Origin of the sequence: Serratia sp. Tan611 (assembly GCF_905188235.1) — a bacterium.
Classification (GTDB): domain Bacteria; phylum Pseudomonadota; class Gammaproteobacteria; order Enterobacterales; family Enterobacteriaceae; genus Serratia_B; species Serratia_B rhizosphaerae.
In genome coordinates, this window is record NZ_LR994655.1 from 4,850,443 (window position 1) to 4,875,116 (window position 24,674).

The 24,674-nt window shown below is 51.2% G+C and carries 25 protein-coding genes; 9 read left to right on the plus strand and 16 right to left on the minus strand.

Annotated elements, in window-relative coordinates:
• Positions 1 to 79: 79 nt before the first annotated feature.
• The 4 genes from TAN611_RS22915 (at position 80) to TAN611_RS22930 (ending at position 4,241) form a co-directional block, all read left to right on the plus strand.
• Positions 80 to 943 carry a YicC/YloC family endoribonuclease gene (locus TAN611_RS22915; protein ID WP_061321841.1) on the plus strand — a complete coding sequence of 288 codons (864 nt, stop codon included), beginning with the start codon at positions 80 to 82 and terminating at the stop codon, positions 941 to 943.
• A 215-nt stretch (positions 944 to 1,158) separates the two neighbouring features.
• Positions 1,159 to 1,584 carry a hypothetical protein gene (locus tag TAN611_RS22920; RefSeq protein WP_203067040.1) on the plus strand — a complete coding sequence of 142 codons (426 nt, stop codon included), beginning with the start codon at positions 1,159 to 1,161 and terminating at the stop codon, positions 1,582 to 1,584.
• A gap of 2 nt (positions 1,585 to 1,586) precedes the next feature.
• Entirely contained in the window at positions 1,587 to 1,832 is a 246-nt protein-coding gene (locus TAN611_RS22925; protein ID WP_203067041.1) for an ogr/Delta-like zinc finger family protein, read from the plus strand.
• A 903-nt stretch (positions 1,833 to 2,735) separates the two neighbouring features.
• Positions 2,736 to 4,241 (plus strand): anti-phage dCTP deaminase, encoded by a 1,506-nt coding sequence (locus TAN611_RS22930; RefSeq protein WP_203067042.1) that lies wholly within the window; start codon positions 2,736 to 2,738, stop codon positions 4,239 to 4,241.
• A gap of 229 nt (positions 4,242 to 4,470) precedes the next feature.
• Here TAN611_RS22930 and TAN611_RS22935 read toward each other — a convergent pair whose 3' ends face one another.
• The 15 genes from TAN611_RS22935 to TAN611_RS23005 all read right to left on the minus strand — a co-directional run bounded on the left by TAN611_RS22935 (position 4,471) and on the right by TAN611_RS23005 (position 17,554).
• Positions 4,471 to 4,863, minus strand: a complete 393-nt coding sequence (locus tag TAN611_RS22935) for a DUF4150 domain-containing protein (RefSeq protein WP_105233093.1) — start codon at positions 4,861 to 4,863, stop codon at positions 4,471 to 4,473.
• 9 nt (positions 4,864 to 4,872) lie between these two features.
• Positions 4,873 to 5,478, minus strand: a complete 606-nt coding sequence (locus TAN611_RS22940) for a DUF3540 domain-containing protein (RefSeq protein WP_203067043.1) — start codon at positions 5,476 to 5,478, stop codon at positions 4,873 to 4,875.
• 15 nt (positions 5,479 to 5,493) lie between these two features.
• Positions 5,494 to 6,564: a pentapeptide repeat-containing protein gene (locus TAN611_RS22945; protein WP_203067044.1), complete on the minus strand. Its 1,071-nt coding sequence runs from the start codon at positions 6,562 to 6,564 to the stop codon at positions 5,494 to 5,496.
• The gene (locus tag TAN611_RS22950; RefSeq protein WP_187043885.1) at positions 6,561 to 9,101 is read right to left on the minus strand and encodes a DUF2169 domain-containing protein; all 2,541 of its coding nucleotides are present in this window, start codon (positions 9,099 to 9,101) and stop codon (positions 6,561 to 6,563) included. The genes TAN611_RS22945 and TAN611_RS22950 overlap by 4 nt, the downstream gene beginning before the upstream one ends.
• Before the next feature lie 217 nt (positions 9,102 to 9,318).
• The gene (locus tag TAN611_RS23605; protein WP_238404488.1) at positions 9,319 to 9,465 is read right to left on the minus strand and encodes a hypothetical protein; all 147 of its coding nucleotides are present in this window, start codon (positions 9,463 to 9,465) and stop codon (positions 9,319 to 9,321) included.
• A 239-nt stretch (positions 9,466 to 9,704) separates the two neighbouring features.
• On the minus strand, positions 9,705 to 10,091 hold the full coding sequence (locus tag TAN611_RS22960; protein WP_203067045.1) for a DUF3592 domain-containing protein: 387 nt from the start codon (positions 10,089 to 10,091) through the stop codon (positions 9,705 to 9,707).
• A 118-nt stretch (positions 10,092 to 10,209) separates the two neighbouring features.
• Positions 10,210 to 10,584, minus strand: coding sequence for a hypothetical protein (locus TAN611_RS22965; protein ID WP_111737969.1), 375 nt, complete (start codon positions 10,582 to 10,584; stop codon positions 10,210 to 10,212).
• A gap of 64 nt (positions 10,585 to 10,648) precedes the next feature.
• Positions 10,649 to 10,996: a hypothetical protein gene (locus TAN611_RS22970; RefSeq protein ID WP_203067046.1), complete on the minus strand. Its 348-nt coding sequence runs from the start codon at positions 10,994 to 10,996 to the stop codon at positions 10,649 to 10,651.
• 569 nt (positions 10,997 to 11,565) lie between these two features.
• The gene (locus tag TAN611_RS22975; RefSeq protein ID WP_187043882.1) at positions 11,566 to 11,955 is read right to left on the minus strand and encodes a DUF3592 domain-containing protein; all 390 of its coding nucleotides are present in this window, start codon (positions 11,953 to 11,955) and stop codon (positions 11,566 to 11,568) included.
• A 260-nt stretch (positions 11,956 to 12,215) separates the two neighbouring features.
• Complete coding sequence (locus tag TAN611_RS22980) at positions 12,216 to 12,596, minus strand: hypothetical protein (RefSeq protein ID WP_099050061.1); 381 nt, start codon at positions 12,594 to 12,596, stop codon at positions 12,216 to 12,218.
• Positions 12,597 to 12,607: 11 nt separating this feature from the next.
• Entirely contained in the window at positions 12,608 to 14,869 is a 2,262-nt protein-coding gene (locus tag TAN611_RS22985; RefSeq protein WP_197950405.1) for a type VI secretion system Vgr family protein, read from the minus strand.
• 326 nt (positions 14,870 to 15,195) lie between these two features.
• Complete coding sequence (locus TAN611_RS22990; RefSeq protein ID WP_203067047.1) at positions 15,196 to 15,576, minus strand: hypothetical protein; 381 nt, start codon at positions 15,574 to 15,576, stop codon at positions 15,196 to 15,198.
• A gap of 26 nt (positions 15,577 to 15,602) precedes the next feature.
• The gene (locus TAN611_RS22995; RefSeq protein ID WP_203067048.1) at positions 15,603 to 15,992 is read right to left on the minus strand and encodes a hypothetical protein; all 390 of its coding nucleotides are present in this window, start codon (positions 15,990 to 15,992) and stop codon (positions 15,603 to 15,605) included.
• Between the two features lie 92 nt (positions 15,993 to 16,084).
• A complete protein-coding gene (locus TAN611_RS23000; RefSeq protein WP_203067049.1) occupies positions 16,085 to 16,453 on the minus strand; it encodes a DUF3592 domain-containing protein in 369 nt (122 codons plus the stop codon).
• A gap of 219 nt (positions 16,454 to 16,672) precedes the next feature.
• Positions 16,673 to 17,554, minus strand: a complete 882-nt coding sequence (locus TAN611_RS23005; protein ID WP_187043877.1) for a LysR family transcriptional regulator — start codon at positions 17,552 to 17,554, stop codon at positions 16,673 to 16,675.
• A gap of 109 nt (positions 17,555 to 17,663) precedes the next feature.
• Here TAN611_RS23005 and TAN611_RS23010 point away from each other — a divergent pair, with 109 nt between their 5' ends.
• The gene (locus tag TAN611_RS23010) at positions 17,664 to 18,743 is read left to right on the plus strand and encodes a linear amide C-N hydrolase (RefSeq protein WP_203067050.1); all 1,080 of its coding nucleotides are present in this window, start codon (positions 17,664 to 17,666) and stop codon (positions 18,741 to 18,743) included.
• 249 nt (positions 18,744 to 18,992) lie between these two features.
• Positions 18,993 to 19,610 carry a trimeric intracellular cation channel family protein gene (locus tag TAN611_RS23015; RefSeq protein ID WP_105233101.1) on the plus strand — a complete coding sequence of 206 codons (618 nt, stop codon included), beginning with the start codon at positions 18,993 to 18,995 and terminating at the stop codon, positions 19,608 to 19,610.
• On the opposite strand, the gene ligB is transcribed toward TAN611_RS23015, so the two are convergent.
• Entirely contained in the window at positions 19,585 to 21,309 is a 1,725-nt protein-coding gene (gene ligB, locus TAN611_RS23020) for an NAD-dependent DNA ligase LigB (protein ID WP_203067051.1), read from the minus strand. The genes TAN611_RS23015 and ligB overlap by 26 nt on opposite strands.
• A 282-nt stretch (positions 21,310 to 21,591) precedes the next feature.
• Between ligB and gmk the strand changes: the two genes are divergently transcribed.
• Genes gmk through spoT form a run of 3 tightly spaced genes read left to right on the plus strand, consistent with a single transcriptional unit; the run spans position 21,592 to position 24,669 of the window.
• Positions 21,592 to 22,215 carry a guanylate kinase gene (gmk, locus tag TAN611_RS23025; RefSeq protein WP_015962386.1) on the plus strand — a complete coding sequence of 208 codons (624 nt, stop codon included), beginning with the start codon at positions 21,592 to 21,594 and terminating at the stop codon, positions 22,213 to 22,215.
• A gap of 54 nt (positions 22,216 to 22,269) precedes the next feature.
• The gene (gene rpoZ / locus TAN611_RS23030) at positions 22,270 to 22,545 is read left to right on the plus strand and encodes a DNA-directed RNA polymerase subunit omega (protein WP_203067052.1); all 276 of its coding nucleotides are present in this window, start codon (positions 22,270 to 22,272) and stop codon (positions 22,543 to 22,545) included.
• An 18-nt stretch (positions 22,546 to 22,563) separates the two neighbouring features.
• Positions 22,564 to 24,669, plus strand: coding sequence for a bifunctional GTP diphosphokinase/guanosine-3',5'-bis pyrophosphate 3'-pyrophosphohydrolase (gene spoT, locus TAN611_RS23035; protein ID WP_015962388.1), 2,106 nt, complete (start codon positions 22,564 to 22,566; stop codon positions 24,667 to 24,669).
• The last annotated feature ends 5 nt before the right edge of the window (positions 24,670 to 24,674 follow it).

The window sequence follows — 24,674 nt, forward strand, 5'->3', positions numbered from 1 at the left end:
GCATCGTGACGTTATGCCTATCTTGCCCGCGGCGGCAACGCTATAATCGAACCATCATTTCTTAATTCGGGTACGCACAATGATCCGCAGCATGACCGCCTACGCCCGGCGTGAAATCAAGGGTGAATGGGGCAGCGCAGCTTGGGAGCTGCGTTCCGTTAACCAACGTTACCTGGAAACCTATATCCGCCTGCCGGAGCAGTTCCGCAGCCTGGAGCCGGTGGTTCGTGAACGCATCCGCGGCCGCCTGACACGCGGTAAAGTGGAGTGCAACCTGCGCTTTGAGCTGGATCCCAGCGCGCAAAGCTCGCTGATTCTGAACGAAAAGCTGGCCAAACAGCTGGTAGAAGCCGCCAACTGGGTGAAAATGCAAAGCGACGAAGGGGAAATCAACCCGATCGACGTGCTGCGCTGGCCGGGCGTGATGTCCGCACAGGAGCAGGATCTGGACGCCATCAGCGCACAGCTGCTGCAGGCGCTGGACGGCGCGCTGGATGACTTTATCGCCGCGCGGGAGAGCGAAGGCACCGCACTGAAAGCGCTGATCGAACAGCGCCTGGACGCCGTCGGCGAAGAAGTGGTCAAGGTGCGCGCGCAGATGCCGAATATTCTGCAATGGCAGCGGGAGCGCCTGGTCAGCAAGCTGGAAGAAGCGCAGGTGCAGCTGGAAAATACCCGTCTTGAGCAGGAACTGGTGCTGATGGCGCAGCGTATCGACGTGGCCGAAGAGCTGGACCGCCTGGAGGCGCACGTTAAAGAAACGCGCAACATCCTGAAGAAAAAAGAGGCCGTGGGTCGTCGCCTCGACTTTATGATGCAGGAGTTCAACCGCGAATCGAACACGCTGGCCTCCAAATCCATCAATGCCGACGTCACCACCTCCGCGATTGAGCTGAAGGTGCTGATCGAGCAAATGCGCGAGCAGATTCAGAATATCGAGTAATTTATCAGCATGTATCATGCAATATAAAATACTCATAAAAGCCCGTCACTTACGGGCTTTTTTAGTATCATTCAGCCCCACTTTACCTCCTAAAATCTCACCATTTTGATGTACCGTATACTGTACCAACCATGAAAATGGTACATACACTTTTGGTACAAGGTAGTTATTGAGCGTGGGCAAACTTACGGATATACAAATATGAGCAGCAAGAGGTGATGCTTTCCACCTGCGGCGCCGCCCGCAGTTATGACCAGAAACACCGTACCATTTTACGCACCTATTCCGAAATGACGCTGGAGACCGCTCTTGACGAGGCATCAGCACTGATCCGCGCGGTTGCCTTGCGCCTGCATGCCCAATCGCGCCTCAGCCATGATGAAGAACAGCTCCATAGCAACGATCCGTTCACCCGGGAGCCGCATGATGTTGTGATGCAGGAAATTATGCAGGCACTGATTGAACGTGTTGGTAGTTATCAACTGAGCGCAGAGGGCGACCCTATTCTTGAGGCGATTGGATTGTATGGCCCGGATTTCAGTGGCCTTGACCAGAAACTAATTAACAGCCCGGCCTCACGAATCAAACTCGGCAAGGAAATCGCTGCCCGCAAACAAGCCAAAGCGGAAGAGGAGGAATAACCATGATGCGCTGTCCTTTCTGCCGCAGCGGTGCACATACCCGCACTAGCCGCTATCTGACGGAACAGACCAAAGAGGCTTATTACCAGTGCCAGAATATTGACTGCTCCAGCACCTTTAAGACGCGGGAGAGTATCGAACACGTGATCCGCCAGCCATTGCCACCGCAACCGCTCATGGTGGCGGTGTCACCGCCACCACTTCAGCGAACGCTTAACCGATACGGAAGCCACCACCACGTGCATTGATGCCTCCCGACCCGCCCCCTTCCCGGTGCGGGTTTTTTATTACCTCCCCCTCTCCTTTCACGGCTTTTTCTCTGGCGGGCTTCTCTTTTTGAGTTTGCATGCATAGGGTGCGTGATTTTGCATGCAGAAAAACGCATTTTTCATACCCTTCCGCCCCAGTACTGGCGCGGTTTTGAGCCGGTCATGCAACTGCATGAAAAGCGGTACATAAAGCGGGCAGGCGAGGCGGGGATAGCATTGCGCGCGCAGAGTTTTTAGCGACTTTTCGTTTACTGTGTCAGCACATCGCTAAGGTATCCACTTATTGCAATCTCTCTCACTTGAGCGCAGGCATGATCGTGTTGTGACAAACCCCTGAGTGCGCTTCTGATATATGATGGGACGATTCGGGGATAATATTGCACTTCATGCTACAACGATGCCTGTCCTCTTGGAAAAAACACAGGCACTACATATAGACAAAATATCAATAAATATGTCTATATATGCTCTCCATCAAAAAACATCAATGCTCTTCCTTGCTGAATGAAACAATGTGGTGTAAAGGATATATACAGGAATTGAAAAAAAACGCCGCAAAGGTATAATCACGCGGTTTTTACGTGCCAAACGTTAAGGGAAAAACCATGTTCAGCTTAGTGCAGGTGGTGGAAAAAGAAAGAAATGAAAAGGAATCAATGAGTTCCGACGCCAACCGTGTACCATATAACAACAATAACAATGTTGAATGCTTAGTTACCAGAAGAAATAATAAGGCTTTATCCAAAGCTAGGGATAAGGTTCTAAAGGCTGCTACCAAAATAAGTTGGTAGAAAAATCGTATTAAACAAAGAAGAAACTTCGAACTACCATTTTAAAGGCTAATTTTTTAGCCTTTTTATTTATAAAAATCTGGAGACTTTTATGGCAGATACTGCAGAAAATATTATCCCTGTAAAAACAGAATTTAATTCAAAAAGTGATAGCATCAATGATATTAAAGGTAGAAGATCACAAGAATTAATAGTTGGCTTATGTGGTGCAATAGGCTCGGGAATAAAAAGTCTAAAAGACCAATTATTACATTGCCTAACTCAAAATGGATATCATGTTGAACACATTAGGATTAGCGATCTTATTTCAGAGTTTGGAAATGTAAGCACTATTCATTTAGACAGTTATCAGCGTTACGACACGCTACAAAATATTGGTGATAACTTAAGAAAAGAACATGGTAACTTTATCTGCGCAGAATTAGCTGTGCTTTCAATTCAGGAGCGAAGAGAGGCCATTTACGGCGGAGAATCAACTGAATTAACAAAAAACACGAAGAAAACCGCCTACATCATAGACCAAATCAAACATCCATCCGAAGTTGAATTATTCAACCAAGTTTATAAAAATAACTTCTACTTAGTTGGGCTTTTGAGAACCGTTTCCGAAAGAATACAAAATCTAAAAGATGAATCAATAGATTATGATAACATTTCAAAAATAATTGAACGAGATAGAAAATCAAAAGAAAAAAATGGCCAGCAGGTTGAAGAGACACTACAACTATCTGATTATTTTATAAAAAACCTTGACACCGAAATTATGAGAAGGTCTGTTCAAAGGTTTATGGATCTCATCCATGGCGTTAACCATATCACTCCTTCTAAAGATGAATCCGGAATGTACTCTGCTTATTCCGCCTCCTTGGGATCTGCATGCCTTTCACGTCAAGTTGGCGCATCCATAATGGATATAAACGGTAATGTGATCGCAACTGGCCGCAATGATGTACCTGCTTTTGGTGGGGGGTTGTATACGTCTGAAAGTAGTAAAGATAAACGATGCTTTAATAAAAATGGATGTCATAATGATAGGCACAAAGTATTATTAAAAAATGAAATAAAATCAATCCTTCATGATAATGGTTTATCAAACGCCATGGAACTTGCAGAAAGAATAATGAAGGAAACCAAAGCGAAATATCTCATAGAATATTCTCGCGCAGTACATGCAGAAATGGACGCTATTATTTCATTAGCAAGAAACACTAACATTGGTACAACTGGAAACAGTTTATACTGCACTACATACCCTTGCCATGTGTGTGCTCGTCATATTGTTGCTGCCGGAATAAAACGAGTTGTTTATATTGAACCATACGAAAAAAGTTTAGCCCTCCAGTTACATGACGATACCATTTGTCAACCTGACCACGCTCCGTCACATGATAAAGTCTTGTTTGAAAATTTTGAGGGTGTCGCACCTAAAAGGTATGCAAAATTCTTTGGGTATAATAGGAAAAGAAAAAACGACAATGGTAAACCCATAAATTATAGCATTGAGGAGTCTTACCACGTAGATACCCAATACCTTGATAGTTATGGTGAGTACGAGTCAAAAGTCATAAGCAACATACGTTCAAAATTCAACCTTTGAGGTTAAGCTTTAGCATGTACCATAAAAAGTACCAAAAACAAAAAAACATAAAAAAATCAAACAATATCAATGAAATAATAAAATAAAATCATATAGATTCAGAATATCGAGTAATACCGCCAACCACCGGCATGGCTCCAGACATATGATTAACACGAAAACGGCTTCCGCTGGCGGAAGCCGTTTTTTTATGTCGCTACGCGACGATCGGCCATGATTTTCACGGCGCTTACGGCGCCAGCATCAAGACCTTAAACTGGCTGGGAACAATACGCATCCCCACCGTATTGGTGGAGTTCTGCAAGGATACGCTGGTCAGGCGGGTGGCCGGCGTGCCCTTAAGCAGGACGGTAAACGAGCCGGTCAGGTGGCGCGACGGCCCCATCACCGTGCCGGACGCCACGCCGGTGGCGACGCCCGCATTATCGCCATTGGTCAGCGGCGTCACCGTCGCCATATTGTGGGCCGGCATGCCCATAAACAGAATATTCAGCGCGTTGGGGATCGCCGTCGGCCCCAGCGCGATATCCGGGTAAGGCACCGGCGTCGGTGCGGGCATCGGCGTCAGGCACACGTCCGGGAAGGCCAGATCGACGCCCATCATTTGACAGTTGGCAAACATCGCGGCTCCTTAGCCCATATGGATCTGTTCAGAATCGACTTTGGTGATCGCCTTGGAGGTAATCACCGTGTTGTGCGCGTGCAGACGCGCGTAATCATCGGCCCGGATATCCACCTGCCCGGCCCGCACCTGCTCGGTATTGCGGGTATGACGGAACAGGTTCTGACTGACCTGGGTCACCGTCTGCCATACCGATTCGGCGCGCTTGCCGACCATACGGGTCAGGCTGACCCAGGCGGAAAGCTTATCGCCGCTGTAGTTCATCTCGCCGATATGGCAGTCCCCTTGCTGCGCCTCCACCTTCAGGGTGGCGCCGCTCAGGCTTAACTCTCCGGCGCTGCGGATATGCAGATCCCCCGGCAGCGACAGCTCGGCGCTGCCTTCATCGGCCCGCTCCAGCACCGCCAGCAGCCACGCCTTGTCCGCCGCGCCGGCGATCAGCACGCTGTCCCCGCTCGCCGGGGCAATCAGACAGCTTGCCGCCCGGCGGCAGTGCCAGCCGCGGCCTTCGCACTCCACCATCAGGCTGCCGTCGGCAAAACAGTGGGTTACCCGGCCAGCGGCCTGCAGCGGCGGCAGCGCCGCCTGAGCCAGTTTATGATTGATATTGTTCATCACCTCTCCTTAACCTCAACCTCGGCTGCGGCGCTGGGCGCTCCAGGCTTCGGCGGCCAGTAATTCTTCATCGTATTCCAGCATCCCTCTGCGATTTGGGATGTGCGCGCCGTCCTGGCGGGCACGGTGAAAGCGGGTTCGGGAAAAACGGACGTCGGTAAAATCCGCCTGACGCAGATCGGCGCCGGAAAAGTCGCTATAGGTCAGATCGCAGAAGCGGAAACGGGTCCCCACGGCAATCGCCTGCTGCAAAATGCTCTGAAACAGCCGGCTCTGACTGAAATCGGCGCCGCTCAGCAGCGCATTGACCATAATCGCCTGATCGAACTGGCTGCCCTGACACTGAGCGCCGCTCAGGTCGGCCTCCATAAACAGCGCCTGACGGGCGTCGACCTGTCGCAGGTTCGCCCGCTGCAGCGAAGCGCCTTTAAAATTGCACTGGATCAGCTGCGCGCCGCTGAAATCCGCCTCGTCAAGGCGGTTATCAGTAAACTGGCAGCCGGTAAACTGCTGGCGGGCATAGCTTTTATTCCGCTGGTCGCATTCAAAGAACACCACCCGCTCGAAGCTGGCGCCGCCGAAATCGACGCCGCGCAAATCGATACCGTAAAAGGTGGTCATCAGCAGCCGACACTGGGAAAACTGCGCCTTATCCAGCGGCGTTTCAAAGAAGGTGCTGCGATCCAGCGCGCTGCGGCTAAAACGGCTTTGCTGCAGCTCGCAGCGCATAAACTGGGTGGTATCAAACTGGCCGTCAGAAAAGTCGCCGGCCGTCAGCACACATTCGTTAAAGACGCACTCGCGCAGCGCCGTACTGGCTGCCCGGAGGTTTGCCATGCCGCACTGGTTAAACACCGTCTGCGCCAGCTGCGCCCCATCGGCCTGAACATCGTTCAGCTCGCACTCGGTAAACACCGCTTCATGCAGGTTGGCGCCGCGCAGATCGGCACCGTTTAGCGAGACTTCCTGAAAGATACCGCCAGACAGGTCGCAGTTGCGCAGATCGAGCCCATCCAGCACCAGCTCGCTAATTGCTTCGCCGCCTTTCACCCGCTGCTGTAAATCTGTTGCGCTAAGATGGCTCATACTGTCTCCCCGTCACGGCCCGGCAACGTTTTAACCCGTTTGGTCCAGGCGCCGTTCAGGCTGGTTTCACTGTCGGTAATGGCCTGCGAGAGATCGGCCCGGAACAGATTGGCGCCGTTAAAACAGGTACCGCCCAGCAGGCTTTTTTGCAAAATCGCCCCCATCAGGTTGGCGTCGCTGAAGTCGGCCTGGCGGAAATCGCTGCGCACAAACAAACTACCCACTAAATTGGCCCGGGTAAAGTCTGCGCCTTGGCAGCAGGCTTCACTGAGATCGCTGTTTTCCAGCTTCGCCAGCGTGAAACGAGCGCCGCGCAGCGCCGTCTGGCGCAGGTTGCACTGCTTCAGGGTGGCGTTGCTAAAGTCTGCGCCGCTCAGCACGCTTTCCGATGCCGCCGCACAGGTCACCAGCGTCGCGCCGTCAAACCGCGCCTGCTCGGCGTGGCTCTCCACCCAGGAACAGCTTTCAAGGCTGGCGCCGCTGAAGCAGGCCGCCTCCAGCGTGGTTTTCATAAAGGTGGTTTTATGCAGCCGGGCCGAACTGAAATCGGGCGCCGGCAGCGTCAGCTCCATAAAGACGCAGCCCTCCAGCCGCGCCCGTCGGAAACGGCAGCGGGTCAGCCAGGTTTCGCGCAGCAGCAGACCATCCAGAACGGCATCGTCAAAAATACAGTCGTCGAACAGCGTCTGTTGCAGCTGGGTTTCTTTAAAACGCGCGCCGCTGAAATCGCTGTGACAACACTGGGCCAACGCCAGGCTGGCACTCTCCAGATCGCATTCCCGCAGTGAGCTGTGATGCAGTTCGCAGCGCGCCAGCATCGCCTCGCGCAAGCAGGCACCATCCAGCCGGCTGTGGCTGAGGTCGGCACACTCCAGCAGCGCCCTGCTGAAGTTGGCGCCGCGCAAATCCATACCGGAAAGGTCCGCGCCGGTCAGATCCATACCGCTGAAATCGCCCCCCTGTGCCAGGGTGCGCTGTACGCGGTCGCGAATGATCTGCGCCAGGTCGCCCTTCAGACGCCGGGCCGGCGGCTGGCTCTGTACCGACATCAGGTACATCTGGTGCAACGCCGCCTGACTCTGCGCCAGCTTCTTCTCGCTGATGGCATCCTTATTCTGGTGCAGCATATCCTGCATACGCTGCATCGATTCCGGCCCCCGGGGGCCGTTTTCATCCTCTGCTGCTTCGGGGAAGCGAGCCTCCATCTCGCGCTTGCGTTCTTCGGCTTCGAGACGCTGCGCTTCCGCCTGCTGTTCAAGCTTGTCGATAAACTCCGGCAGTTCGTCCAGCGGCGGGATCTCCGGCTCTTCGAACTCTGGCAGCAGGTCATCTACACTGTCGCCCTGAGCCTCCAGCCGTGCCCGATGCTGTTCACGTAACAGGTTGGCGCGATTCTTCATATTGTCGCGCATCGGGCTGGGGCTCTGCTCCACTTCACTGTCGATCCAGGGGCCGATGGCGGCTTCCGGCACCAGGTCCTTTTCCCGGAAGGCAAACAGCGCGCCGCGCTCTTTATCCATTCGCTGGCTCAGCACCTTGCGATAGTGGCTGGCCGAACGGGCGGCGCCAACGTTCTCCAGAGCGGGCATCAGCTGCAGCACATCAGCGGCGTCATCTTCATTGATGCGGGTATTGCCCTGCCAAATAAGGATCATCTGCTGCAGATGCGGGAAGAACCAGACGGTGGTGGCGCGCAGCGCGATTTCTTCGAATAACGTCTCATCGCCGCGCTGGCGGTTGATAAAGCAACGGGCCTGCCACGGCGGCAGCGTGCCCTCCTGCAGCGGCTGTTCCGGATGCATATTCCAGATGCGCCAGCGCGCCTGAGGAGGCAGCGCATCACGCTCCTGCCACCACTGATCGGGCGAGGCGGCGTTAAACACCCGCCAGTCGATATCCCGGGCAAAGCCGGGGAAGTCCTGCTGCAGCCAACGGGCATCATATTTTTTACCCATGCGCTTAAAGCGTCGCGGCCACAGCAGATCCAGCGCGCCAAAACCCGCCGGTTCCGGCTGCTGACCGGCGGCGGTGATGCGCTCTTGCATTGATTCGATATTGGGCAACGGACGCAGCTGATAGCCACCGACTGCCACCGGATGCAGACCAACGCCGTGAGGGTTTTCATCATGGCCTTCACCGCCCCAGGCGCGGCTCCAGTCCAGCCGCATCTGTTCAAAGGGCTGCGGCGGCGTTGGCCGATCCCCGGCCCAGTAGCGATCGCCATATACCGCCAGGGTTTTGCTCAGACCTTCTATCTCGATACGCGCCGCAACGGCGGTTTTATCCGACTGGTGATGGCTGTAGGCATAACCCGTGGCCAGAAACTCCGCCCGGGCTTTGGGGATCGCCATATCAATCACCCCGCCGCTGGTCTGCAGCTCGCTGGCCGCCAGCTGCCACAGCTCCACTTCCGGCCGCAGCTGCGGCGCCTCCCCCATATCCGCCAGCGCCATCACCGAAACGCCAAGGTGGTTATGGCCCTGCCAGCGATAAGGGCGATTTAATACGCTAAGGCGCAGGGGTTTGATAATTTTCATAGGAGGAGTTCACCATGGCCAAAATAATCATCCGCTAATCGTTTGCATGGAGAATATCATTCTCAAGGTGATAAGTTAACAGAAAAACCATGCGCGACATTCCACTATATAAAAATAAAGTTACCGTCATATTAAACTTGGATTATCCATTAACGCGAACGACCAATATCTCATTACCCTTTCTAAAAAATCAGAGTAAAACCATTGATAAATAACATCAATGGCTAACAATAACGGGTTTTCCAGCGTTATCTTTAATAAAAACAAAATCATTTTTACCATTAGCCTTGGCCTGATATACCAATCCAAGTTGATAAGCCGAAAGCGCAATCAGCAACACGGTTTCCCGGTGTTTTTCCAACATCCACACTTCTTTTTTTCAGGATTCTCCAACTGCAAATCCATCTCAACAACAGGGTTATTATTTATGAATACGTCGCTTTGCTTTAGCGAAAGGATAGTCACGTAAACGTCTGCTCCCCGTTCAGTCATCACCTGTTCACGTTGGCGGTTTCTTTTGACGATCCGGTTGGCAAAATAATAGCACACCAAGATAATCACAAAGGTTAATATTACATTGGCGACTTCCAGTATGGATATCATTTAATCCCCGAGAATTAACGGCTTATCATACAACGCAATTTTATGCGGCTTTGCAGGATCATACTTTATCGTGGCTATATAGCCTTCCTTAAGAAATCCGATCTCTTTAAAATTTAATGGCTTCATTATTGTGCTTTCAACGAGCTCATTGTCTTTTGTTTTAAATCGGAACGTAAGTTTATAAACAGGTTTACCACCATCCCAACTACTTGTTTGAACTGTATTAACAATTTCCGCATCTGTAGCCACACCATATTTTAAAACTGCATCCTGAGAAAAACCATCCTTTAAATATGGTAAAAAATTCGTATAGAGGAACCGTGCCATGGGGAAAACGCCGAAAACCAGCGCGATTATTACCATTGTTATAATAAACGCATTACTCATTCGCCCCCCTATTTTTATAACACATCACACTAGTGGTGAAATTTAAAAAACAATTAAAACATTAGACTAATTAATACCCCTACCTCAACTGGAGTAATACTCACTCGAAGATTCACCCCTAATTAAATTCTATTCCAACAACCGCTAATTTACCTTTACCACCTTTTTTTACCTTTATATTTAATCCTTTTTTAATCATATGTATCTGACTTGGTTGAATCAATGCTTTTGCTGTGTATAACTTAGTTTCACCATTAAGATAAAAACTGATATCATAAAAGAAATCATTGCCATACTTAGCATTCGTTTGCTGCCAAGATTCAATTCTTGAATCTAAAATATCGCCTTGCCAGCGGTCACTTGATAAATAAACCTTCAATTCACCAAGATCAGTCCTATCTTTTTTATCAAGAAAATAAAAAAAAGCAACTGCAGCAATAGATAAAGCAATCCCACCGTACATAAAATACTTTGAATAATCTTCCAGAGCCATTAAAACCCTCTATTTCTAAGTAATAATAAAAAAGAGAATACTCTGGCACAGAGTGGAATCATTATCACTCCATATCGCCAGGAACCAAGTAAACTTTTTTAGGATTTTCAGGTAGATAGTACAAAGTAACCGTGTTATTTCTCATGATTTTCACCATATCTTCTGGTGTGAAGAAACGTTTAGCATGAGTTATAACAATGCCATCATTAGTTGGAAACTCTAACTCTACGTAGAACTTCATGTTCCCCGTCCCAGACGCTCCAATGTTTTTTTTATTAATAATTTTTGCTTCTACCTTTACACCTTCCTCCCTGTATTTTTTATCATCACTTCCAGATTTAAATATAATATATACAACCCACCCAATAAGCAAAATGCTAAAAATTGTAGCCCATAGCACTGAGTCAGTCATTTATAGCTCCTATGGTATATATTTATCCCCACGACATTTAAATTTATTATTCTTCGTTACTCAACTTATTATTCAAACATCAGGATATTCATTATCTCTTTAAACTTGCGTGATAGTAATCGATTTTACTATATTTTGGATTGACACGATAATATACAATGGGTATTTCCTTACCAACATAATACTTATCAAGGTCCGTAGTGTCGATATTTAGCGTCTGATTATCTTTAGTATAATTAATATTGTTGGCAGAAAATGTGTAAGTCATAACTATATCCAATTTCCCAAGATCATTTGGTGCCCTAGGAAAATACTTTACGATATGCGCCACAGAATAAACAGGATCTTTTTTTATCATCAAATGCAAAATATAACCTTGCAAAAAATAAATGATGAGAAATATTAATATCGCAAAAAACGCCCCCATCCAAAAAATTCTGAAAACACCCCCATCATGTTCCTCACACTATTATATTAATTGTTTTTATAAAATATGTTAAGGGAGATAAAGTTTATAATAACATATACTATTGATAGATATAAGTCCAAATACTCACTTCACGCATTGATTAGTTATCACCTAATATTAGGGGCTTATCAAACAATGCTATTCTCTTCGGATTTTTTGGATCATACTTTATTGTTGTTCCATTACCGGGAGAAAACCGCTCTATCTCTTCAAAAGAAAGCGCTTTTGTTAGACTCGACTCAACTTCTACATTATCCATAGTTTTAAACCTAAACGTTAATTTATATATAGGCTTATTCCCCCCCCAATAACTTGTTTGGCTGGATGAAATAATATCGGCGTTAACTGCAAGGCCATTTTTTATAACATCGCTTTGCATTGCTCCATTTTTAAACTGGGGAATAACATCACAATATAAAAAACGCCCAATAGAAAATACAGCAACAACACCTAATAAAACCTTAAATATTGTGCTTACCATATCCCACATAGCCTATCCTATAAAATCAGAGTTAGTAAAATCTGACTTAGATTAATATTACTATGATAAATAAAATTTTAAGCCTAGTAGAATTCCCAGCAACTCCTCCAGTTCCACCAATAAGGTGATTATTACCCTGCCAGCGTTAATATGCCAAGATGCAGGGTTTGATAATTTTCAAGATATAGCCTTTCATTTACGATAAACTTGCGGCTATATGATTTTGTCTAACCTTTATTAGTAATAATATAAAAATTGAAATTTTTATTTCACTCAAAATCAATACCAATAACTGCTATTTTTTTTGGAGGAACCCCTTGATACTTTATTGTTAGATTCAATCCTTTCTTTAACTTACTTGCTTCTGACACCTTGACAACTGCCGCAGCATTATATTTTTTTGTACCACCATCTAAATCGCACTCAAAAGTAAACGAATAGAAATAATCAATATTGTGTTTTGCCTGTAACTGTTTCCACGAGACCAATTTAGCAGAGGCCACATCTCCATTCCATAAGTTTTGGCTACTCCAGTTTTTTATCTCCTCCTGTCCTTCTTTATTTACTTTAATCCCTTTAAAAGAGACAAACACAATAATTATTGCAACTATCCAAACAGCCATAGATGCATACTCTGAGATAAAACTCACATATCCTCCTTTCATATAAAAATATGTATTGCACTAAGAGCAACGTTCTGTAATGAATTTTCTATTCGACTAAGAGATCGTACATAATTCATAGGTTCAGTAACTACACTAGTTAGAGATGTCGATATAGTCAGGGGAGTCCAACTGATTGCAGATCCATTTAATGAGACACTAACCCCCGTTACAGCTGCATTTACCGATTTAAACGAAGTATGATCCTTTATAAACTCATTAACTTTGCTAGATTTTATTTCTTTATTTTTATCATTATGAACAAAGTCCGGTGTATCTATAAAAACTTTAGAAGTACTACTTATTTTTATTAGATTAGGACTAGAGATATGTATTTCACCATTAGTAACATCCTGCGTCCAGTCACCACCATTGACATTAACGGTTAACCCACCATCAGTAATGGTTTCCGTCTTGCCACCAGCTTTGATATTAGTGACCTGCCCACTATCAAAATCCTGCGTGATCTTGCCGGTTACATGATGTGTTTCATCGCCAGTAATGGTGGTATCACGCTTATCTTTAACCTTGACCAAATCACCGCCACTGGTGATTTCGAGATCGCGGCCATTGGTGATCGTCGTTTTTTCACCGTCTTTAAAGGTTTTCGTTTCCTTTTTATCCACCGTCGTGGTGCGGGTAGCGTGATAATTAAAGACCGCATCCCCCGTTACGTCATCCTTCTGCTCTTTAAGAATGGTGGTGGTGCGAGTACCATCGATCGTCACATCTTTATTATTCTCTACCGAAACCCGCATATCTTTTTCCGCATGCATCGACAGCATTTCGGCACCGGGTTTGTCTTCGAAATAGAGATGGCTGGAATTATCAAGATGCCCGTCTTTACTGCGGGTCATAAAGCCCATCTGGGTGGCCGCTGCCGGCAGCGCCCACGGCGGCATGCTGGCTTCGTTATATACCCTGCCCGTCACGATGGGGCGGTCCGGATCGCCGTTGATAAAATCGATCACCACTTCGTCGCCAACGCGCGGGATCTGCACGCCGCCAAACCCCTGACCAGCCCAGGCGCTGGAAACACGCACCCAGCCCGAACTGGTGTCATCGCCATTCGCCAGACGGTCCCAGTGGAACTTCACCTTCACCCGGCCGTATTTATCGGTCCAGATGGATTCGCCCTGCGGCCCTACCACCTTCGCGGTCTGCGGACCGTAGGTACGCGGCCAAGGCGTCGCCTGCTCCGGGCGGAATACGACGGAGGATGGGATCACCGAAAAGTCCAGCCGGTGAACGCTTCCCCCGTCGCTGCCGCTGGCGTAGCGGTTCTCTTCAAACTGGTAGTGCACCGCCGTGGTCAGATACTCGCCGTTATCGCTGAAAAACGGCGCGTTCAGCAGTGCAAAAGTATATCCCGGCGCCAGCCCAACGGCGGTGCCTGTTCCCTGTATCTGCTGGTGATCCACCTGCCAGCGCTCCTGACGGATGCGGGCATAGAACTCGCCGTGGCCATGTTCCACATAGCGTCCCGGCCAGTCGTAAACGTCGATGCTGCCCGGTGACGGCGAGGCCGGATTCTGACGCGCCTGGAACAGCCAGGCGTTGGGTTTGCGGAAATCGTAGTCGTCCAGGCTGTAGATGCCCGGTGTAACGCTGTCTTCCAGCGCCCACTGGCTGATGCCCTCTTCGTCGGTACTGCCGCCGGAAGGCGTAACATGGTAGGGAATACTCTCGTAACCGCTGAACGGCTGTTGCTGCTGCGGCGCATCCGTCAGCACCAGGGTGTGTTTGTCCGCCTCATGGCTGAAGTGATAGGTAATGCCCTCCAGCTCCATCAAACGGCTGATAAACGCCAGGCTGCTCTCCTGGTACTGCACGCAGTATTCCCAAGGGCGATAGCTACCCGTCAGCCGATCTTCAACATTCACCTGGCTTTCGCCCAGCAAGCTCTTCACTATCTGCGGCACCGTCTGACCCTGGAAGATACGCAGGTTACGGTCACGCTTCATCGGCCACAGATCCGGTTCCATGGTCAAGCGATACTCCGCGTAGCGGGTACCGGACAGCTCCACCGCACTTACCGCCACTCGGGTTACTTTGCCGTTCAGGTAGCGTTTGCCCATCAGGGAACGCGTCGGGATGGTCACCGTAATCGGCTGCCCCAGCAGGCTGCTGCGATCGATGCGCGCATCCGTGCCCAGCAGCGTTACGTTCAGTTCGAACGGCTCCGATAACGCCTCGCGCCCGGAGAGTTTCCAGAAAAGCAGCCCGGGAACGGGTAGCTGGACGGTAATACGATCTAACATGACGGAAGTCCTTTGCCTGACAACGTTAATGCGATAGTGAAGAATCGCCTTTATATCAGGATAGGCCGTGATAGTGAAATATAGAATCAGAATATGATGAATATCATCACGTTTATTTATAACATTATAAAGATCGGGTGTTTTGCTCCGCGTAGCTATCCATATCATAAACCAATAAAAGAGTCCTGCACACCGCTTCCCTGTAATGCAAGAGAGGTGCAATGCGCTACGTTATCCTCACGCTATTTTAGCACTTGGCAAACAGCGTGCGATACGGCGACTCAACTTACTAAAATAAATTACATCCGGTATTAACACGTTATTGCTCAGTCAAAGTCTATACCAATAACGGCCATTTTCTTAGGCGGAACCCCTTGATGCTTTATCGTCACGACTAGCCCTTTCCGCAACTTTCCAGCCTCTGAGGCTTTAACCACTCCTGCAGCGCTGTACTGCTTTAAGCTACCGTCCAGCTCGCTTTCAACAGTAAACGAGTAGAAGTAATCAATATTGTGTGTTGCCTGCAGCTGTTTCCATGAGATGAGCCTGCCCGTGGAGATACTACCTTTCCATAAATCTCTACCAATCCAATTTTTAATTTCCTTAATATCGTCCTTTTGACCTCTAAGTCCCCTTATAGAAATAAAAACAAGAGTAAATATAACTGACCACGCAAAGATAAACGGACACTCTGAAATAAAACCCATAAAAACCTTCTTATGTGAGAAATTACTCACCCATAATCCACAGACATTACTGCAATTTTTTCTGGCGGAACCCCATCATATTTAATGATGATCGGCAACCCTGCTTTTAATTTAGAAACCTCTGACACCCTGACGACTGCGGCAGCACTATACTGCTTATTTTTCCCACCAACACTTATCTCAAAGACAAATACAAAATAATAGTCAAAGTTATTCGTCGCGTTAGTCTGCCGCCAGCTAACAAGTAATGCTTCTTTTATCTCACCTTTCCATCGTTCTTTACTTAGCCAGTATTTTATTTTTATTAGGTCATCACCCTGCCCCTTCAACCCTCTTAGCCCTCCAATAATCATAAAAAACGTTAAGGCAAGTGATGCCATAATGATTAAACCTGAATGTTGACTAATAAAACTCACTCTACCCTCCAGTAAATGTAAGATATATACAGACACGTTCTATTAATTCTCGCTCCACCGGCTAATCACCTATGCCCATATAGAATAGCATGCTAGTTATTAACATTCCCAACAACAACGATATTGTCCGGATTATTCCTTTGATATTTTATAGTAATTACTTTACCTGGCTTATATTCTTCAGAATAAAACACCGAAACATTAACATCTTTATTGGCAGCGATCTTTTCACCCCCAACGGTGAACTCGACTAATAAAGAAAGAAACAGACGCCCATCAGCAGTTTGGTTATCATGTGGCCTTGCACTAATCACTATGGCCTCCACTTCTTGACCACTTTTCATAACAGACTCATTATTTTTATTAGCTCTTAATGTATTCCTCACGCCATAAAAGACAACGACGAGCACAGAACATGTAACAATTATATTAACCCAAAGAGCAACATCGGCTAATCCCATTAAAATCCCCACCGGCGCTTATAAATTGAAAAATCCTTTAATATTACAGGGTTTGGTACCGTTTTCCCTTAACATGTTCCATTCATAATTAATCTGATCGTAATACATTCAGGCATAACCTAAATCTTTCGTCACCGAGTGGCAATGGGACCACAGAGAATATCTTCTATTTCAGGATAGAATCGGCGGCGATCCCGGAACATTCTCTACCGGAACCGCCTAAGACTCCTCGCGGTATATCCGCTGTACCTGCTCAATCAACCGCAGCAACTCATCATCGGCGCCCGGCTTCCAGAGCGCAACCATCGGGTGCGTCAGGCCGCTCTGGCCCAGCTCGGTGTCGAGCCGACTTACCGCCGGCCATTGCTGGGCCTGAAAATGCGTCGGTAAAAATGCCCAACCCTGCCCGGCGCTCAGCGATGCCTGCAGCAGCGGCAATTCATTGATTACCCGGATACGGTCGGAGATCTGTAAGCGCTTGGCCATGGCATCCGGCAGGTCGCTGAACGGAATAAGCTGAGTGTGTGCAGCCAGCGCAATCAGCGGAATCGGGTCGGCATCAGGAAAAAACCCCTCGCGGGCATACACCGCCATCTCCAGCGCCCCTAACGCCCGCCATTTAAACCGATCGCTGATGCTGCGATTAAGCGCCTGATAGACGCCCAGGTGCGCCGCCCCGCCTGCCAGCAGCTCTTCCGCCTCCGTCCTTTCCATCATGCGCAGATCCAGCGCAATACCATGCTGATACAGCGCCGCCGACAGCGCACTCAAAAACGACCTTGGCGTAAACGCGTCATAGCACAGCACCACGCGCTGGCGAACCTGCTGCGGAATATGCTCCGCCAGTTGGCAAAAGGTTTCCGCTTCCTGCAGAAATAATCTCGCCTGGCGATACAGGCGCTGCCCGGCATCCGTTAACCGCAGCGGGCGCGTATGGCGATCGAACAGCGCATAGCCCAAGTCCAGCTCCAGGTACTCGACCAGTTCGCCGACGGTTGTGCGATCTTTCCCCAGGCGTTTGGCTGCCCGCGTTAAATTGCCGCTCTCACATACGCTGGCAAACGCTTCTATCTGGGCTAAAGAAAATCGAATCTTTCCCACTGATGATCCTGTCCGGTTTGGGGGATTTTCCCCCATTAAGTCACTCTTGGCCGCGCGACCCACGCCTTACCATCCCCGGGCACCCCTCGCATAATGGTAAGGAGATAACATGAAAAAATTTGCTTCCAGCGCATCAGCGCTGCTGGCCGGCGCGATACTCAGCGCCAGCCTGACCACCGGCGCACAGGCCTGCACCCGCGCGTTTATGAATATGTACCCCGGCTATATGGTCAGCGCCCGTAACCTGGATTTCTTCGGTCCGGTCGATCCCTCTTTGGTGATCACCCCGCGCGGCGTGGCGCATAACGGCGGCGACAGTAAGTATGCCGCCCACTGGCAAACCCGCTACGGCAGCGTGGTGGTCTATGCCGATGGCGTATTCCCGATGGATGGCATGAATGAAAAAGGGTTGGCAGGGCATACACTGTTTTATATGAACGGCAGCCAAGTTCAGCAAGGCAACCAGGATAAACCGGTTCTCGAAAGCCGCGCCTGGCTCAGTTATATTCTGGACAATTACGCTACCGTCGATCAGGCAGTAAATGCGATCCGCAACGATGTGCGTCTGGTCGCCGCACGCCTGCCGATTGATTACGCCTCCGACACCAAACATATCGCCATTGAAGACGTTAGCGGTGATTCCGCGATTATTGAGATTGATAACGGCAAAGTTAATGTTTATCACGACAAAAACTACCGGGTGATGACCAATCCGCCGTCTTATGCGCAACAGCTGAAAAACCTGGCTAAATACCAGCACGCCAAACGCCGCGACATTCCCGGCGGGCTGGAAGCGGATGAGCGCCTGGTGCGCGCCAGCTACGATCTGCAAAACCTACCGCAGCCGGATAACAAAGATCAGGCTCAGGGATTTATTTTATCAGTCATCAACAACGTGGCTTACCCGATCGGTTCACCAGCAGAGCCTGACGAACAGAAAGTGTCCGATATGTATGAAAAATACAGTAAACGCCCGGAGCAAAATAAAGGCGTCGGCACCTACTGGACCGCAATTTCCGACCTGAGCCACGGCGAATATCACTTCAAATCGACCTTCGCGGCCTCACAGGTCTGGGTATCGCTACACGATATCAACTTTAGCCAAGGCCAACCGGTACGGCAAATCAAGCACCTGAATGACTACGCGCAGCAAGGCTGGGAGGGCAATATTCTGGCGCAGGCGAAGTAACGCCAGCCCCGCGCCGCACGGCGCGGGCTAGTGCACAAATAGTTTCACCAAGAAATCAGCACGAAATAATTTATACCTGAGTTTTAATAAAAAACGGCAACAATGCTGTAAGCAGAGAAGAAACCACACTTTGACATTAGTTATAGTAATCCGAATTGATATCGGTGAGAAAAACTCAGTAGCGGCATAATAGGTTGATCATTACCCTTCAGTTAAAAGTTCCGTTCTAGCCGCACAGCGAATTCCCCCATGTTACTGAGTATCCTTTATATCATTGGCATCACCGCAGAAGCCATGACCGGCGCGCTGGCTGCCGGCCGCCGTCAGATGGATATGTTCGGCGTGCTGATCATCGCCTCCGCCACAGCGATCGGCGGCGGCTCGGTGCGCGATGTTCTGCTTGGCCATTACCCTCTTGGCTGGGTTAAACACCCCGAGTACATCGTGATTGTCGCCATTGCCGCCATCGTCACCACCTGGCTCGCCCCGCTGATGCGTCATCTGCGCCGGCTGTTTCTGGTGCTGGATGCCGTCGGCCTGATCGTGTTCTCCATTATCGGCGCGCAGGTGGCGCTGGATATGGGCCACAGCCCGATCATCGCCGCCATTGCCGCGGTGATCACCGGCGTGTTCGGCGGAGTATTGCGCGATATGTTCTGCAACCGCATCCCGCTGGTCTTCCAAAAAGAGATTTACGGCGGCATCGCTTTCGCTGCGGCCTGGCTCTATATCGGCCTGCAGTACCTCGACCTGCCGCATAACGTCGTGGTGCTGATTACGCTGTTTGCCGGCCTGAGTGCGCGCCTGCTTGCCCTGCGCTTCCGGCTTGGGCTGCCCGTTTTCAATTATCAGCATCCGGATCACTAACCGCATCGCCGGCAAACCCGGCGATATGCTGCTGCCGCAGGATATTTGTCACGCGCAGTAGCGCCGGCTGTCGGAAGAATTCAACCAGCTGCGCCGCCCGTTTGTCCCCGATGCCGGCCTGCCGCTGCCATATGTGCGGCGGCAGCCTTTTGGCCTGTTGCCACCCCGTCACATCGGCAAGTTGATCGGACGACAGCGGCGCCCCCAGCGCCAGCAGCCAGCGGCTGAAAGGCTGCCGCCGCGCCAGCATAAATTGCTGATAGAGACGCCGTGCCTGCTTATCCCCCATCCCCGGCAGCGTCCGCAAACTCTCCGGCGTCAGCATCAGCCAGTCCGCCAGCTCTTTTACCTGCCCATGGTCGACCAACATCCGCCAACTGGCCTCACTGACGCCGTTCATCATCAGCCCCTGCGGGCCGCTCAGCCACACCAGCCGCGCGATAAACTGTTGCCGACAGCCTTCCTGCAGGGTAAAGCAACTGAACGCGTGGTAGCGCGCGGCATCCGGCGCCGTCAGCACCGGCCGTTCCACGCTGCGCCATGCCACTCGGGTAACCAGAGGAATTCCTTGCCCCTTCAGGCTGACGGCAACCTGATCGCCAGGCACGATGTCCCAATACCGCCAGCGGGCAAGCGAACCGATATTGACGCGCCGTATCCACTTGTCATCCAGCCGCAGAGGGTCCAGCGCCAGCACCACCGTAATTTTACCGGTACGCCCGATGCGGAACATCACCTGCTCCACGCGCGTCACCTGCTCTGCCGGCGGATATTTCCACGCTACCGCCCACAACGCCGGCTTATTACGCCAGTAGCGCCCGGACGGCGAACTTGCCTGATGCAGCACCACGCCATCGGTCACAAAGGGCAAGGGGCTGGCAAACCAGGCGTCACGCCAACGGATAACGTCTTCAACCGAGTTCACCGGCTGCGTATAGTCGCGCGCCAGCGTAAACCCCCACGCCGCCAGCTGCGCCAGCCGCTGCGACATCGCGGGCGGGCCATCGGGCCAGGCCCAGATGAAAATGCCCAGCTGCGTAAGCCGCTCAGAGGGCTGATTACGCATCAATGTACCGGCAACGCTGGCGCGTGCGTTGACGCCGCCATGCAGCTGCTGACGATGACCGGTCATCAGCAAAAACAGCTCTCCCTGCAGCACCAGAAGGTCCGGCGCGTTCGCCAACGTTAACGGCACGCCGGGGATTGCCCTGACCTTTTCCAGCCAGTCTTCGCCCAGCCTGCCGTTGCCGCGGCTGATCGCCTGCGCCAGTTTACCGTGCCGGTACACCAGCGTCACGGCGACGCCGTCAACCTTGGGCTGCAGCCACACGTCGCGGCGCTCCGCCAGCCATTGGGCAACCGCCCGGCGATCGGCCAGCTTGCGCAGCCCGGTATGGGCGACCGGATGAGGCACCTTTCCCGCCGGTAACTGAGGCAGAGGAATTTCCCCCGCCCGGCCGGCGCAAACTCGCCAAAAGCGCTGTTTTTGCCGCAGGCTGTCGTAAAGTTCGTCGCTAATCAAACTTTTCCCGCGTTGATAATAGGCCGCGTCCCAGCGCGCCAGCTGCTCTTCCAAAGCATTCAGTTCATTGCGCAGGCGCTCCGCCGGCCAGTGCGGGCAGGTTTCTGCCTGCGCGCCGACGGAGATGACCATCGCGAGAATAAAAAACACGGCGCCGTAAAAAAGGTGTCCTTTCATTCCTCCTCCCTGGTGCCATGCAGTAAATCCGCTTTTCAGCGCGGCGGCGACGCATAAAATCATCGGTCGCAAAACACATCGCAAAATAAATTTTCGTTTGCGAAAAACCATCGAAATAACGCGATACGCAAGGCACTTTGTAATTTTCGCCGTGTTTTTCCGCCAAAGCCGCGGGCAAAATGCGCGCAAACGCTGCATCAGCGGCGTTAGCCGTGTATACTGTGCGGAGAAAATACACATCTGCTGTAATTGGCACATCAACCGCTATCAACGAACATCATCATGGCTCAAGGCACGCTTTATATTGTCTCTGCACCCAGCGGCGCAGGTAAATCAAGTCTGATTCAGGCTTTGTTAAAGACCCAACCGCTGTACGACACGCAGGTTTCGGTTTCACACACCACGCGCGACAGTCGCCCGGGTGAAAATCATGGCGAACACTATTTCTTTGTGTCGCACGACGAATTCCGCCGCATGATTGCGCAGGATGCCTTCCTTGAGCACGCCGAAGTGTTCGGCAACTACTACGGTACCTCGCGCGCGGCTATCGAGCAGGTGCTGGCGACCGGCGTGGATGTTTTCCTGGATATCGACTGGCAGGGCGCGCAGCAAATTCGCGCCAAGATGCCGCAGGCGCGCAGCATCTTTATCCTGCCGCCGTCGAAGGAAGAGCTGGGCCGCCGCCTGCGCGGCCGCGGGCAGGACTCCGATGAGGTGATCGCCAAGCGCATGGCGCAGGCGGTAGCGGAAATGACGCACTATGCGGAGTATGATTATTTAATCGTGAACGATGATTTCGATCTGGCGCTGTCCGATCTGAAAACCATTATTCGCGCCGAGCGCTTGCGTTTAGGTCGGCAAATGCTGCGACATGACGCTTTAATCAGCAAACTATTGGCAGACTGAAGACAGTTTCAGTATTATGCCCAGTCTTTTCGTCACCTGTGGAGTAGCACAAATATGGCACGCGTAACTGTTCAAGACGCTGTAGAGAAAATTGGTAACCGTTTTGACCTGGTGTTGGTCGCTGCTCGTCGGGCACGTCAAATCCAGGTCGGCGGCAAAGACGCGCTGGTTCCTGAAGAGAACGATAAGTACACCGTTATCGCTCTGCGCGAAATCGAAGAAGGCCTGATCAACAGCCAGATCCTCGATGTGCGTGAGCGCCAGGAGCAGCAAGAGCAGGAAGCCACAGAAATTCAGGCGGTTACCGCGATTGCTGAAGGCCGTCGTTAATTAAATAGCGAGTCTGCCTTGTACCTGTTTGAAAGCCTTAACCAGCTGATTCAACGTTACCTGCCTGAGGAGCAAATTAAGCGCCTCAAACAGGCATACCTCGTCGCGCGTGATGCTCACGAGGGTCAGACACGCTCCAGCGGTGAGCCTTATATTACTCACCCGGTCGCCGTGGCCTGCATCCTGGCGGAGATGCGTCTCGATTACGAGACGCTGATGGCCGCCCTGCTGCATGATGTCATTGAAGACACCCCGGCAACCTATCAGGATATGGAACAGCTGTTCGGCAAAAGCGTCGCCGAACTGGTTGAAGGCGTATCCAAGCTCGACAAGCTCAAATTCCAGGATAAAAAAGAAGCGCAGGCGGAAAACTTCCGCAAGATGATCATGGCGATGGTGCAGGATATCCGCGTCGTGCTGATCAAGCTGGCCGACCGTACGCACAATATGCGCACCCTCGGTTCGCTGCGCCCGGACAAACGCCGGCGCATCGCGCGTGAAACCCTGGAAATCTACAGCCCGCTGGCGCACCGCCTGGGCATCCATCACCTGAAAACCGAGCTGGAAGAGCTGGGTTTTGAGGCGCTTTACCCTAACCGCTACCGCGTCATCAAGGAAGTGGTCAAGGCCGCGCGCGGCAACCGTAAGGAAATGATCCAAAAGATTCTTTCCGAGATCGAAGGACGGTTAACCGAAGCCGGCATCGCCTGCCGCGTCAGCGGACGGGAAAAACATCTCTACTCCATTTACTGCAAGATGCACCTGAAAGAACAGCGCTTCCATTCGATTATGGATATCTATGCGTTCCGGGTGATCGTCAAGGAAGTGGATACCTGTTACCGCGTGCTGGGCCAGGTGCATAGCCTGTACAAACCGCGCCCGGGGCGGGTTAAAGACTATATCGCCATTCCCAAGGCCAACGGCTACCAGTCGCTGCATACTTCGCTGATCGGGCCGCACGGCGTGCCGGTCGAAGTGCAGATCCGTACCGAAGATATGGATCAGATGGCGGAAATGGGGGTGGCGGCGCACTGGGCGTACAAAGAACAGGGCGAGAGCGGCACTACCGCGCAAATCCGCGCCCAGCGCTGGATGCAAAGCCTGCTGGAGCTGCAGCAAAGCGCCGGCAGCTCCTTCGAATTTATTGAAAGCGTTAAATCCGATCTGTTCCCGGATGAGATTTACGTTTTCACCCCGGAAGGCCGCATCGTCGAACTGCCGGCCGGCGCCACGCCGGTCGACTTCGCTTACGCCGTGCATACCGATATCGGCCATGCCTGCGTCGGCGCCCGCGTCGACCGCCAGCCTTACCCGCTGTCGCAGGCGCTCACCAGCGGCCAGACGGTGGAAATCATCACCGCGCCGGGCGCACGGCCGAATGCCGCCTGGCTGAACTTTGTCGTCAGCTCAAAAGCGCGCGCCAAAATCCGCCAGATGCTGAAGAACCTTAAGCGCGACGACTCCGTCAACCTCGGCCGTCGTCTGCTGAACCATGCGCTGGGCGGCAGCCGCAAGCTGGCCGAAATCCCGCAGGAAAATATTCAGCACGAGCTGGAGCGCATGAAGCTGGCGACGCTGGACGATCTGCTAGCGGAAATCGGCCTCGGCAACGCCATGAGCGTGGTGGTGGCGAAAAACCTGCAGGGCGACCAATCCAGCCTCGGCGCCTCTTCCGGCGTGCGCAACCTGGCAATCAAAGGCGCCGACGGCGTATTGATCACCTTTGCCAAGTGCTGCCGGCCGATTCCGGGCGACCCGATTATCGCCCATGTCAGCCCGGGCAAAGGGCTGGTGATCCACCATGAATCCTGCCGCAACATCCGCGGTTACCAGAAAGAACCGGAAAAGTTCATGGCGGTCGAGTGGGATAAGGAAACCGAGCAGGAATTCATCGCCGAAATCAAAGTGGATATGTTTAACCACCAGGGGGCGTTGGCCAACCTGACGGCGGCGATCAATGCAGCTGAGTCCAATATTCAAAGCCTGAATACCGAAGAGAAAGACGGCCGGGTCTACAGCGCCTTTATCCGCCTGACCACTCGCGATCGCATCCATCTGGCAAATATCATGCGTAAAATCCGTATCATGCCGGATGTAATCAAAGTTAACCGTAACCGAAACTAGCGCCT